Raw genomic sequence first — 12,488 nt, 5'->3', positions numbered from 1 at the left:
TTCGCATGTCCGCACCATTCGCCCCGGGCCCGTTCGGCCGCCTGTGCCGTGGGGCTCTCCTCGTCGCCCTGCTCACGGCGGTGTGCGCCGCCACCGGGCCGGCCCGGGCCGAGGGCGGTGCCGCCGGAACGGAGGAACGGACCGGTACCGGGCCCTCCGTCACCCTGATGCGCTGTGCGTTCCCCGACACCTCCGCCCGGCAGGAGGCGGCCGGGCAACCGCGGCACGCCGGAAACCACGTCGTCGCGCCGGCCGGCCCGCGCCGGGCCCTGCCCGAGTACTCCGCGCGGATATCCGGCCTCCGCCAGAACGTCCCGGGCCCGGTCGAGCCGGCCGGACACTCCGAGGGCCGGTCCGCCCCGTCCCGGAGTGCCGACGGCAACGGCGGGCCCGTTCGGTATCCGCTGCCCGGACCGTTCCGCCGGCTCTGCGCCGCGGGCGTCCCCCTCACCACCGCCGACGTCCCGGCCTCCGCCCAGCGGTCCACCTCCACCACGGCGTTGACCACCCAACCGGCCGCGAAGCCCGCCCAGGCGGCGACGGGGACCAAGCCCCTGGTGTTCATGGGCTTCGGCACGATGGCCGGCCTGACCCTGCTCGCCGGCGCGGGGCTGGTGTCGAGCGCCCGCAGACGGCGCGGCAACAGCGCGCCGGCGGACCGCTGCTGAACGCCCGGGCCCACCTCCCCCGCCCCCCGCGGCCGTCTCTCGTACGCCGGTGAACGACAGGAAGGGACCAACCGCCTCATGGGTACCTTCACCATGACCGACGGCACGGAGATCTCCTACCAGGACCGGGGAGCCGGCCGGCCCGTCGTCTTCAGCCACGGCCGGCCGCTGAACGCCGACGCCGCGGAGGCCCACCCGGAGGGGCTGCCCCTGGCGGTCTTCGACGAGATCCGCGCCGGGGTGGCCGCCGACCGGTCGCAGTTCCACCAGGAGACCGACTTCACCGAGGACCCGAAGCGGTTCGACATCCCGGCCCGGATCATCCACGGCGACGACGATCAGATCGTTCCTCTGGTGGCGGCCGGCCAGAAGTCGGTGAAACTGGTGGAGGACGCCGCGTGGAAGGTCTACCCGGCGGGCGCCGCACGGCCTCTCGGCGGTCGCCCCGGACCAGGAGGACTTCCACGCCGATCTGCTGTCGTTCCTCGACAGCTGACACAGACTCCGGGCACGCGAGCAGCCCGGAAAAACAGCCGGTGCCGGCCGAGGACCCGTGGTCCTCTCGGCCGGCACCGGCTGGAGCGCTGTCGGGATTACCTCCGGTGGCCGTTGCCCCAGCCGCCCTTCTCGCAGCCCTCGCTGAAGACCGGGCCGACGTAGTCGAGGACGCCCGCGGAGAGCCAGCAGGAAGCGTAGTGGCCGTGGTGGTTGTGGTGGTGGCGGTCCTTGCCGTGAGCCAGGGCGGCGCTGGCACCGCCCATGACGATCGTGGTGGCCAGGGCGCTAGCTGCGATCGCGGCGCGGATGCGCATGTGTGCTCCTCAGGAGGATCAAAGGGGTATATCGACCTTTTCAGGAATCACCTTCACAGAACCTCCCAAAACCTGACCTCTCGCTAATTGCGCGAGTCGGAGTAATCGCATTACGGCCCGCACGCCGGGCACACCCGGCCGCGGTGCGGCGGGACGGACCTCGCCGACGCGACGGAAGTACCCCCAACTCGCCCTCAGCCAGCGCCAGTTCACCGCCACCAGGGCCACTCGGCGACCACGAGGAGCGGACGCCCCCGCGGCATCGACCGGGCCGCCGGGAATTGCCCTGCGGAGGTCGCCCTTTCGGGGCGAAGGCGGGCCGCGAAAACCGTTCCCTTTATCTGATGAATCGTCAAAATGACGTTCCGGTCCGGGGTGGCGACCGGGACCTGGAGCACGGAATTGATGGCACGTCAGAGAGGTTCCGTCAGGCTCCCTCCGGCGCCTCCCCGGCCACCTGCCGCACGGGGCGCGGGCCCGGGCGCAGGCCCAGGGTCACCAGCGCCACGGCCACGGCGAGGAAGGCGGACAGCACCGCGAAGCCGGTCACGCTGGATCCGGTGGCGTCGGTCAGCCAGCCGACCAAGTAGGGGCCGGCGAAGCCGCCGAGGTTTCCGAGGGCGTTGATCAGCCCCATGGCGACGGCCACCACCTCGAAGCGCAGCAGTTCGCCGGGGATCGCCCAGAACGGTCCGTAGGGGGCGTACACCGCTGCGGCCGTGACGCACAGCAGCAGCATCCGGGGCAGGGCGCCGTCCACGGCCTGCCCCAGCAACAGGGCGGCCATGCCCACGACGAGCGGGACGGCCACCGCCCGGCGTCGTCTGCCGGTGCGGTCGGACCAGGCGGCGTTGGCGATCATCACCACCAGGGCGACGGTGAACGGGATCGCGGTGAGCAGCCCGACCTCGGTGGACGATCCGTCGTGGGTCAGCTCCTTGATGACCGACGGCAGCCAGAGGTTGAAGCCGTAGAAGCCGGTGATCCAGAAGAAGTAGACGCCGATGAGGACGAGCACCGGTTTCCGGGTGACCGCGTCGAGGTACGAGCCGCTGCCCGCCGCGGGTTTGACGGCTTCGTCGGCGGCGATCGCGCGCTCCACGTGGTCGGCCTCGGCGCGCGAGATCCACCGGGCCAGCTCGGGCCGGTCGGCGACCGCGAACCACCAGACCACCGCCCACACCAGGGGCGGGACGCCCTGCAGCACCAGCACCCAGCGCCAGCTCGCATGGTCGAGCATCCACCCCGACAGCGGCGCCATCAGCACCGAGGAGAGCGGCAGGCAGGCCATCCACAGGGCGTTGGCCCGGGCCCGCTCGCGCAGCGGGAACCACGAGGCGAGCAGGATGAGCACGGCGGGCCAGACGCCGCCCTCGAAGAGGCCGAGCACGAACCGGGCCGCGTAGAACTGTGCCTTGGTCTGGACGAGACCGGACAGCGACGCGGCCAGCCCCCACGCCACCATGAGGACGAGGACGGTCTTCCGGGCGCTCCAGCGCTGGGCGAGGATCGCGGCCGGGATCTGCAGGAAGACATAGCCGACGAAGAAGACGCCGCCGACCAGCCCCTTGTCGGCGTTGGACAGCTCCAGGTCGCCGTGCATGTAGGGGAGGATGACGGAGACGTTGTTCCGGTCGAGATACGCCAGCATGTACATGATGGCGGCGACCGGGATGACGTACGCCCAGCGCTTGGCGGGTATCGCCGGTGCCGCCGGCGGCACGGGAGACGACTGGGGGTTCGGCCGGGGGTTCGGCTGGGTGCCGGTGTCCGTCACGGGGCGACCGCCGTTCCGTAGGCCGCGCGGATCCGGTCGGTGAAGCGGCTGAAGCCGGCGGCGGCGCGGAAGGCCGCGGCCATGGTGCCGTGCGAGGCGCGGCCGCTGCCGGCGATGTCGAACGCGGTGCCGTGGTCGACGGAGGTGCGCAGGATCGGCAGGCCGACGGTGACGGACACGGTGCCGTCGAAGTCGACGGTCTTCGCGGGGATGTGGCCCTGGTCGTGGAAGTGGGACAGCACCCCGTCGAAGCGGCCTTCGAGGCCCTGGTGGAAGACGGAGTCCGCGGGGATCGGTCCGATGACGCCGAGCCCCTCGGCGGCCGCCTTCTCCACCGCCGGGCGCAGGACGGTGATCTCCTCGTCGCCGAAGTGGCCGCCCTCGCCGCCGTGCGGATTGACCGCGGCCACGGCGAGCCGCGGGGTGTCATGACCGAAGACGCGCAGTGCGGTGGTGGCGTGACGGATGCTCGCGGCGACCCGTTCCTCGGTGATCTGGTCGAGCGCCTTGCGGAGGGCGAGATGACGGGTGGTGAAGAAGATCTTGAGGCCGCGGACCACGAACATGGTGTCGAAGTGGGCGGCACCGGTGAGTTCGCCGAGCATCTCGGTGTGGCCGAGGTGCTCGGAACCGGCCGCCCAGATGGCTTCCTTGTTGATCGGCGAGGTGACGATGCCGTCGACCTCGCCGGCCAGCGCGGCGCGGGTGGCGGCCTCGATCGCGGCCACGGCGGAGCGGCCCGCCACCGCGTCCACCGTGCCCCAGGGGAGGTCGCCGGGGGCGATCTGGAGGTCGAGCACATCGATGGTGCCGGGCTCGAAGCGCGCCTCACCGGGCGTGCCCACCGCATTGACCTCGACGTCCAGACCGCAGACGGCGACGGCGCGGCGCAGCACGGCGGCGTCGCCGACGGCGAGTCCCCGGCCGAGGGCGGTGGTCGCCGGATCGGCGAGGGTGCGGGCGGTGATCTCGGGGCCGATCCCGACGGGGTCGCCGAGGGTGACGGCGAGCAGCGGCAACGGGCCGTCGGAGGCCGCCGCCCGGTCGTCGGTCGCCTGCTGGGGGTGGGTCATGGCATCGCCTTTCGGGGTGCGGTGTTCAGGTCGTGCTGAGGGTGGGGCCGAGGGCGTGCCGGGTGCAGGCCGCGCGCAGGTGTTCCAGGCAGTCGCGGGCGGCGTCGGGGCCGCCGATCAGGCCGCCCTTGGTGGCGAAGAGCAGTCCGTCGTGGGGGCCGCCGACCAGATGTCCGGCGATGGCGAGCGGCAGCACCTCGGTCTCGATGGCGAAGCCGTCGGCGCCCAGTGCCGAGGTGACCGCGGCGGCGACGTCGCCGCCCGAGGCGTACAGGCCCCCGGGGCCCAGCTCGTCGACCGCTCGGCGGGCGATCTCGGCGAGCGCGCGCAGGATGCGGGCGGCGGCGCGGGGGTCGGGGCCGGTTCCGGTGGCGGTGGGCGTCGGCCCGGCGGCCACCCGGACGCCGAGCACGGTGGCGCCCTCCCCCGCCGCCGCGCGCAGTCGGTCCAGCACCGCGCCGGGGTCCGGGGCGGCGGGGTCGAGGTCGGCCCAGCGGGCGCCGAGTGCGGTTTCCGTGCGGGCGAGCTGGGCGCGGGTGCGGTCGGTGACGCTGCCGACGACCGCCAGGATGCGGGCGGGTGCGCCACCTGCCGGTCGCAGGCCCAGCTCCCCGGCGAGGGCGGCGCCGAACGGGCCCGAGTCCAGCGCGACCCAGCGGGTGCGGTCCGCCGCGGCGAGGCGCGCGGCGGCCACCGCGACCGTCCGCAGATGTGCGTTCTCGGTGGCGTCGCAGACCACGATGTCGGCCGGACTCTCCCGCAGCGCCGCGACGACCGCCTCGGGGCCCCGCTCCACCACGTCCAGGGCGAGTTCGCCGGTGCCGCGCCGGGTCTGGGCGCCGAGTACGGCCGCGACCCGGGAGTGCCGGACGGGGTCGAACGGGTCACGGGCCACGGGCGTACGGGTCAGCGGGACGCCGTCGACCAGATGCAGGCCGCCGACCGTGGTCCGGCCCGCGTCGGGGAAGGCGGGGACGGCCAGGGTCCGGATCCCGGCCGCGGGCTCCCGCGCGGCCAGGACGTCCAGCAGCGCGTCGAGTTCCCCGCCCGGGTTGCCGCGCAGGGTGGTGTCGACGCGCTTGACGATCAGGGGTGCGGCGCCCGCTGTCGTGGCGGCGTCGCGGACGGCCGCGTAGGCGCGGGCCGGGGTCCAGTGCCGCGACGCGGTGTTGACCACGAGGACGTCCACCCGGTCGGCGTAGCGCTCCACTTGGGCGAGCGCGCCGACGGTGACGGCCCGCAGGCCCAGTCGCGCGTAGAGCGCGCCGGTGGCGTTGCTGCCGGTGAGGTCGTCGGCGATGACGAGCACCTGGGCCACGGGGTCTCCTCCTGTCGGCTCCGGTGCCGTCCCCGACCCCGAAGTGACCGGACCGCGCATTATTGATTGCGCGGTTCACGCAATTCAGGGTGGCGACTCGCCGAACGGGCTGTCAAGAGGTGTGCGGCGGGGCACTCTCGGCGGGCGCCGGGCCGCCGTCCGCGGCGGGGCGCACCTCCCACCCGCCGCCGGCGAACGCCGCCAGCTCCCGTGCGCCGCCCCCGGAGATCAGGCCCGTGCCCGCCGGCATCGCCGCCCAGTAGGGGAAGCCCCCGCCCCCGCCGAGCTTGGAGTGATCGGCGAGCACCCAGGCAGCCCGGGCGCACCCGGCCATCGTCTCCTTCAGCGCGGCCTGTTCGGGGTCGGGGCAGTTGATGCCGCGGCGGGGGTCGAGGCCGTCGACGCCGAGAAAGGCGATGTCCGGGGTGAGCCGGCGCAGCGCCTGTTCGGTACGGGTGCCCAGCAGCGACTCGTTGGGGCGCCGCAGCCGGCCGCCGAGCACCACGACCTCCACCTCGGCGTCCGCCAGCTCGACGAGCGTGGACAGGCCGTTGGTGACGACGGTGAGGTCCCCGCGGTCGCGCAGCTCGTGCGCCAGCCGGGCGACGGTGGTGCCCGCGTCGAGCAGGACCACGTCGCCGCTGCGGACCAGCGCGGCGGCGCTGCGGGCGATGGCGTCCTTCTCGCCCCGCTGTTCGCGTTCCTTGTCGTGCCAGGAGCGTTCCACCGCACGGGGGTCGACCGCGCCGCCGTAGGTGCGGGTGATCCGGCCGAGGGCGGCCAGGGTGGCGAGGTCCCGGCGGACGGTGGACAGCGAGACGTCGAACTCGGCGGCGAGGTCGTGCACGCTGATGTCGCCGGCGCCGAGCAGCTCCACCATCCGCTCCCGCCGGCGCCGGGTGGCCGACCGTTCCCCACTGGTCACTTCGCTGCCCGCCTCTGCCCGCCGTGGCCTGCCGGACACCCCGCGGGGAGCGCCCGGCAAGTTGCGCGTTCCGCGCAATTCGAGGTTAGCAGTCGAGGCGACAGCGGCGGGGAGGCCGCGTCACGTGCCCGCGGTCAGGCCAGGATCTTCGCCTTGGCCTTCTGGAACTCCTCTTCCGTGATGTCCCCGTGCTTCTTGAGGTCGGCGAGCTTCGCGAGGGCATCCGCATGGCCGCCGCCCGCATCGCCGGTCGCGGCGGTTTCCCGGAGGTAGGCCTGCAGTTGCTTCTGCTGCCGTTCGGCCTGTGCGACCTCGCGTTCGCTCATCCCGTGGCCCCGCGCGAGCACATAGATGAAGACACCCAGGAAGGGCAGCACGATCACCAGGATCAGCCACCCCGTCTTGGCCCAGTTGTTGAGGTCCCGGCTGCGGAAGATGTCGCCGATGATCCTGAACAGCAGAATCAGCCACAGGACCCACAGGAAGATCAGGCACATCGTCCAGAAGGCGTTGAGCAGTGGGTAGTCCATCACGGCCTCCTCAGGCACTCACTCGGCCCCCGGGTCGCCCCCGCCCCTCGGCTCAAGCATCCTCGCCGTCACCCTCCTGCGCGACCAGATCGATGCCGACGAGCGCCTGCTCCGTCCAGATGACCTTGCCGCTGGAGGTGTAGCGGGTCCCCCAGCGTTCGGCCAGCTGGGCGACCAGGAAGAGGCCGCGGCCGCCCTCGTCCGTCGTGGCGGCCTGCCGCAGGTGCGGGGAGGTGCTGCTGCGGTCGGAGACCTCGCAGATCAGGGAGGTGTCACGGATCAGCCGTACGCGGATGGGCCCCGCGGCGTACCGGATGGAGTTGGTGACCAGCTCGCTGAGGATCAGCTCGGCGGTGAACGCCTCCTCGGCCAGGCCCCATTCGGTCAGCTTGCGGACCGCCGCGGCCCGTATCTGGCCCACGGCCGAGGGGTCGGGCGGCACGTCCCAGTCGGCGACGTGCGCGGTGTCCAGCACCCGGGTCCGGGCGACGAGGAGCGCGATGTCGTCGCTGGGGCGCTCCGGCAGCAGCGCCCCGAGCACGGCCTCGCAGGTCTCGTCCGGCGTCCGGCCCGGCTGGCCGGAGAGCGTACGGCTCAGCAGCGCCATGCCCTCGTCGAGGTCCCGGTCCCGGTCCTCGACCAGTCCGTCGGTGAAGAGCACCAGGCGGGTCTCCTCGGGCAGTTGCCGCTGCCAGGTCTCGAAGGGCAGGCCGCCCAGGCCGAGGGGCGGGCCGCCGGGCACCTCGGCGACCTCCGCGGTGCCGTCCGGCAGCAGGAACATGGGCTGGACGTGTCCGGCGCGCGCCATGGTGCAGTTCCCGGACGCCGGGTCGTAGATCGCGTAGAGACAGGTGGCGCCGGTGACCGAGCCCCCGGACTCCTCGGCTCCCTCGTCCTGGTCGATGCGGGTGACGAGTTCGTCGAGGTGCCAGAGGATCTCGTCGGGCGGCAGGTCCAGGTTGGCGAAGTTGTGGACGGCGGTGCGCAGCCGGCCCATGGTGGCGGCGGCGTGCAGTCCGTGCCCCACGACGTCGCCGACGACGAGCGCCACCCGGGCGCCGGGCAGCGGGATGATGTCGAACCAGTCGCCGCCGACGCCGCCGAGCCCGCCGAGCCCGGCCTGTGCGGGCAGATACCGGTAGGCGGCCGCCACGGCGTTCTGCTCGGGCAGGCCGCGCGGCAGCAGGCTGCGCTGCAACGTGACGGCCATGGTGTGCTCGCGGGTGTAGCGGCGGGCGTTGTCGATGCTCACCGCGGCCCGGGCCACCAGCTCCTCGGCGAGGGAGAGCTCCTCCTCCTCGAACGGCTCCGGCTTGTCGGAGCGCCAGAAGATCGCCACGCCCAGGATGACGCCGCGGGCGCGCAAGGGCACCGCGATCCGCGAGTGGATGCCATGCGCGACGATCTTCCTGGCCCGGGCGGGAGACTGCAGATGCCAGCCGGAGAACGCCGCCAGATCCGCTTCCAGGGCGGCCTTGCCGCTGGCGATGCTCGCCCCGAGGGCAGTGGCCGGCTCGAAGCGGATCAGCTTGCCGACGGGGTAGAGGCCGCTGTCCGGCGGGGCCCCGCTGGTGGCCGTCCGCCGCATCTCGACGGCGCTGCCGGTGGGGGGCGTCGGCTCCTCGCCTATCAGCACGTCCTCCGCCAGGTCGACGGTGACGATGTCGGCGAAGCGGGTGGCGCCGAACTCCGCGAGCTCCTCGCAGGTGCGGACGACGTCCAGCGTGGTACCGATCTCCGTACCGGCGTCGTAGAGCAGCTTCAGGCGGCCGCGGGCCACGTCGGCGCGGCCGGTGAGGGCCCGGAGCTCGGTGGTGTCGCGCAGCGTCGTGACGCTGCCGGGCGGTCCGCCGGCCTGGTCGGTGGAGCGCTGGTTGATGGCCAGCAGCCGTTCGCCGACCGGGTGGACCTCGTCGGTGACGACCCGGCCGGAGGCCAGCAGACGGGCGGTGGTCGGATCCAGGCCGAGAGCGCCGACCGGGCGGCCCTCGACGTCCGGCGGCAGGTCGAGCAGCCGGCGTGCCTCGTCGTTGGCCAGCAGCAGACGGCCGTCGCCGCCCACGATGACCACGCCCTCGCGCACGGCGTGCAGCACCGCGTCGTGGTGCTCGTACATCCGGGTCATCTCGGCGGGGCCCAGGCCGTGGGTCTGGCGCCGCAGGCGCCGGCTCACCAGCGCCGTACCGCTGGTGGTCAGGAGGAGGACGCCGGCGGCGACGCCGAAGAGCAACGGGAACTGGTCGTCGACGACACCGCTCACGCGGTTGACGGTGATGCCGGCCGAGACCAGGCCGATGACCTTCCCCTTGTCCTTGCCGCTGTGGCCGAAGACCGGGACCACGGCCTGGACGAGGGGCCCGATGGTGCCGGTGATCCGCTCGGTGACCACATGGCCGGCCAGCGCCGGCTGCAGGGTGCCGACGAACTTCTTGCCGATGCGGTTGGCGATCGGATGGGTGTAGCGGATGCCCTGGGTGTTCATCACGACGATGAAGTCGACCTCGGAGCGCTTGCGGGCGGCCTCGGTCCGCGGCTGCAGGACCAGTGTCGGATCGGCGCTCTTGAGGGCCTCGTCGATGCCCGGCGCATTCGCGAAGGCCTCTGCCACCGCAACGGATCTGTTGCGCGCTTCACGGTCCCCGTCGGCCCTGGACTGCAGCACGAGCGCCGCGATGGCGGCGGCGACGAGCAACACCACGATCGCCACCTGCAGGAGAAAGACCTGACCTGCGACAGTTCGCATCCTGAGAACCGAACGCGGGCGGCCGTAGCGTCCGGCCATGTCCTCTTTCTACACCTCCCGCATACGGTGGGCGAGCCGCGCGATGCGGAGCGCAGCAGCCGTCAGGGCCCGCGCTGCGCTCCGCCTCACGGGCTGTCCGAGGATGGTCCCGTGATCCGGGGCCGGGCGCCAGAGGGCGGGAAGACCCCCGGGTAGGTTTTACTGCTGCGCATATGCGAACCTCTTCACGAAGAGGACATACGCGGCACCCCTGTCGCGTCACGCCGCGGGGAACAAATCGCCCAGAGCGTGCATGCTTCATGTAACTCTTCCCACAGGCCCGGCCGCTTGTCCGACGGGCGTCTGCCGGTCGGGTGAGCCGGGGGCCGACGCAACATGCCTGGTCAGCCCACTTCGCCGGCCAAACCCCGCCGGCCCGCGCGAGGCCACGGGGCCCCTGCCTCGTCGGCCGGCCCGGCGAGACGGTATGAGACGTTCGTGGGCATGCATGTTCCCGAGGAGATCCGAGCCGAGGCGGCCGCGCTCATCGACCACCACGCGCTCGGACTGTGGAAGCCGAACGACGCCGACCGGCGAGCCGCCGTGGCGTTGTACCGCTTCCTCGAAACCGGTCAGCCGCTCACGGGCGAGCAGATCCGGTCCACCCTGGCGCACGCGGAAACGGCGGCCGAGGTGCACGAGCGGCTGCTGCGGCTGCTGCGGGGAACCGCCGCTCTGCTCGACGACGCGACCGTGGCCGAGGGCCCCGCCGGGCGGGACGCCGTCGACCACGTATGCCTCCTGCTGGACGCGCTCGCGCTCTCCCGGCTCACCGGGCAGTAAAAGGAGAAGGCCCGCCCGGTGTACAGGCCCGGGCGGGCGATGCGGGGCCTTCGCGGGCCCTATCCGGGCAGCGGGGCCGCGGACGGCTCCTCGACGGAAGCCTGCTCGTCCTCGGGAACCGAGATCACCCAGTGCGTCTCCTGGCGCGGGCGGAGGTAGAGCGCCCAGTACAGCGCGGCGACGGCCACGATGGCGCCGGTGATGACCAGGCTCGTCGCGCTCTGCTGGTAGAGCACCCACGCCAGCACCAGGATCAGCAGCGCCGGGACCGCGGGCCACAGCGGCATCCGCCAGGCGAGCCGGTGCTTGTGGTCGCCACGGCGCGAGACCAGGGCCCCCAGGGCGACGAAGACATACATCGCGGCGACGGCCACGCCGGTGACCTCGCTCAGGGTGTCGAGGTTGACGAAGCACAGGGCCGCCCCGGGGACGCCCACCGCGAGGGTGGCCGCCCAGGGGGAGCCGAAGCGCCGGCCGACGTGCGAGAAGATGCGGTTGGCGGCCGTCGGCCAGGCCGCGTCGCGCGCCGAGGAGAACACCACACGGGAGTTCTGGATCACCATCACGATCGCCGCGTTGATGATCGCCAGGGCGATGCAGAGGCTGACGAACGTGCCGACGCCCGAGTTGCTCCAGCCCTGCACCATGCCGGCGACGTCACCGGCGCCGAGCGTCTTCAGGTCGGGGGCGCCCAGGGTGATGGCGACGACCGGGATCAGGACGACGGCCGCGCCGATGCCCAGGGTCCACAGCACGGTGCGCGAGACGTTGCGGCGGGGGTTGTCCATCTCCTCCGCCAGGTACACCGCGGTGGAGAAGCCCTGCAGGATGAAGAGCGCGGTGGCCAGCCCGGTGACGATGAGACCCGCGGTGACCGCGGTGCTGTGCCCGTGCCCGGCGTCGATCACGGGGTGCACCAGCACGGACGCGGACCGCTGGGTGTGGGTGAAGCCGAGGAAGGCGACGACCGCGCAGGCGACGACCTCCAGCACCAGGAAGATGCCGGTGATCCAGGCGTTGGCCCGCAGGTCCAGCAGGCCCATGGCGGTGGCCAGCAGCATCACGCCGGCCGCGGTCCACTGCGGATCCAGGTGCACGATCGGGGCCAGATAGTCGGCGGTGCCCAGGGCGATGATGGGCGGCACGATCATGACGACGATCAGCGAGAGCACGAAAACCAGCCACCCGGCGAGCCGGCCCATGAGCGTGCCGACCATGGCGTACTCGCCGCCCGAGCTCGGTATCAGCGTGCCGAGTTCGGAGTAGGTGAAGGCCACCCCGATACAGAGCAGTGCCGCGACGGCGATGGTCAGCGCGGTGCCCGTACCCAGGCTGGCGAACGAGTCCGGCACGATCACGAAGAGCGAGGACGCCGGGGTCAGACAGGACAGCGTGAGCAGGGTGCCGCCGACGACGCCGATGGACCGGGTCAGTTGGGGGGCGCCGGAGGCGTCCTTGGCCGTCGCACTGCGGGTGTCCCGCTCAGGAGCTGCGGGGGCAACAGGCGTGTAGGGCATATCGGTATCCGTATCCCATCGGTGCTGGCGGCAGGAAGGGGCGGCGACGTAACGAAAGATCGCCGCAAAGCGCTCCGAACCCGGACATCCTCAGGTCCCGCTTTGGTGACCGAATAAAACCCCTGCCGACGACTCCCGTCAAGGTCTTGTTAAGGCTCGCGGACAACGAAATCCGTAGCCTTCACCCGGCGTGGAAACGCTTATCCACGACGCATGCACAGAAGACAAGCGGATTCCGCGGCGGGAAGGGCAGCACCAGATCTCCCCGGGGCACCGCCGAATCCGTTGCCGTCCCGGCGAAAC

10 protein-coding genes and 1 pseudogene are annotated in these 12,488 nt (G+C 72.6%); 3 read left to right on the top strand and 8 right to left on the bottom strand.

The annotated features are described in order from the left end of the window. Positions 1-5 precede the first annotated feature (5 nt). Positions 6-668, top strand: coding sequence for a hypothetical protein (locus AB0411_RS06095; protein ID WP_366416025.1), 663 nt, complete (start codon positions 6-8; stop codon positions 666-668). Positions 669-746: 78 nt separating this feature from the next. Next, positions 747-1,164, top strand: a pseudogene (locus tag AB0411_RS06090) (alpha/beta fold hydrolase). A gap of 97 nt (positions 1,165-1,261) precedes the next feature. Here AB0411_RS06090 and AB0411_RS06085 read toward each other — a convergent pair. From AB0411_RS06085 to AB0411_RS06055, 7 genes are all read right to left on the bottom strand, one after another. Beyond that, entirely contained in the window at positions 1,262-1,480 is a 219-nt protein-coding gene (locus AB0411_RS06085) for a hypothetical protein (protein WP_366416024.1), read from the bottom strand. Positions 1,481-1,907: 427 nt separating this feature from the next. Further along, positions 1,908-3,257, bottom strand: coding sequence for an MFS transporter (locus tag AB0411_RS06080; RefSeq protein ID WP_366416023.1), 1,350 nt, complete (start codon positions 3,255-3,257; stop codon positions 1,908-1,910). Further along, positions 3,254-4,330, bottom strand: a complete 1,077-nt coding sequence (gene pdxA / locus AB0411_RS06075) for a 4-hydroxythreonine-4-phosphate dehydrogenase PdxA (protein WP_366416022.1) — start codon at positions 4,328-4,330, stop codon at positions 3,254-3,256. The genes AB0411_RS06080 and pdxA overlap by 4 nt, the downstream gene beginning before the upstream one ends. A 25-nt stretch (positions 4,331-4,355) precedes the next feature. Then, on the bottom strand, positions 4,356-5,648 hold the full coding sequence (locus AB0411_RS06070) for a four-carbon acid sugar kinase family protein (RefSeq protein ID WP_366416021.1): 1,293 nt from the start codon (positions 5,646-5,648) through the stop codon (positions 4,356-4,358). 112 nt (positions 5,649-5,760) lie between these two features. Continuing rightward, on the bottom strand, positions 5,761-6,573 hold the full coding sequence (locus AB0411_RS06065; protein WP_366416020.1) for a DeoR/GlpR family DNA-binding transcription regulator: 813 nt from the start codon (positions 6,571-6,573) through the stop codon (positions 5,761-5,763). Between the two features lie 134 nt (positions 6,574-6,707). After that, entirely contained in the window at positions 6,708-7,103 is a 396-nt protein-coding gene (locus AB0411_RS06060; RefSeq protein ID WP_366416019.1) for an SHOCT domain-containing protein, read from the bottom strand. A 52-nt stretch (positions 7,104-7,155) separates the two neighbouring features. Further along, on the bottom strand, positions 7,156-9,885 hold the full coding sequence (locus AB0411_RS06055) for a SpoIIE family protein phosphatase (RefSeq protein ID WP_366416018.1): 2,730 nt from the start codon (positions 9,883-9,885) through the stop codon (positions 7,156-7,158). Between the two features lie 444 nt (positions 9,886-10,329). Between AB0411_RS06055 and AB0411_RS06050 the strand changes: the two genes are divergently transcribed. Continuing rightward, positions 10,330-10,668 (top strand): hypothetical protein, encoded by a 339-nt coding sequence (locus AB0411_RS06050; protein ID WP_366416017.1) that lies wholly within the window; start codon positions 10,330-10,332, stop codon positions 10,666-10,668. A gap of 59 nt (positions 10,669-10,727) precedes the next feature. On the opposite strand, the gene AB0411_RS06045 is transcribed toward AB0411_RS06050, so the two are convergent. After that, a complete protein-coding gene (locus tag AB0411_RS06045; RefSeq protein ID WP_366416016.1) occupies positions 10,728-12,185 on the bottom strand; it encodes an APC family permease in 1,458 nt (485 codons plus the stop codon). Positions 12,186-12,488: the final 303 nt, after the last annotated feature.

The sequence above is a fragment of the Streptomyces angustmyceticus genome, from assembly GCF_040701845.1.
GTDB classification, from domain to species: domain Bacteria; phylum Actinomycetota; class Actinomycetes; order Streptomycetales; family Streptomycetaceae; genus Streptomyces; species Streptomyces angustmyceticus_A.
The sequence above is the reverse complement of the archived record's forward strand: the minus strand, read 5'-3'. Positions and strand labels throughout refer to the sequence as shown.

Coding starts and splice junctions, on each gene's coding strand:
- AB0411_RS06095 (WP_366416025.1), top strand. CDS start 6: ATGTCCGCACCATTCGCCCCGGGCCCGTTCGGCCGCCTGTGCCGTGGG.
- AB0411_RS06085 (WP_366416024.1), bottom strand. CDS start 1,480: ATGCGCATCCGCGCCGCGATCGCAGCTAGCGCCCTGGCCACCACGATC.
- pdxA (WP_366416022.1), bottom strand. CDS start 4,330: ATGACCCACCCCCAGCAGGCGACCGACGACCGGGCGGCGGCCTCCGAC.
- AB0411_RS06060 (WP_366416019.1), bottom strand. CDS start 7,103: ATGGACTACCCACTGCTCAACGCCTTCTGGACGATGTGCCTGATCTTC.
- AB0411_RS06055 (WP_366416018.1), bottom strand. CDS start 9,885: ATGGCCGGACGCTACGGCCGCCCGCGTTCGGTTCTCAGGATGCGAACT.
- AB0411_RS06050 (WP_366416017.1), top strand. CDS start 10,330: ATGCATGTTCCCGAGGAGATCCGAGCCGAGGCGGCCGCGCTCATCGAC.
- AB0411_RS06045 (WP_366416016.1), bottom strand. CDS start 12,185: ATGCCCTACACGCCTGTTGCCCCCGCAGCTCCTGAGCGGGACACCCGC.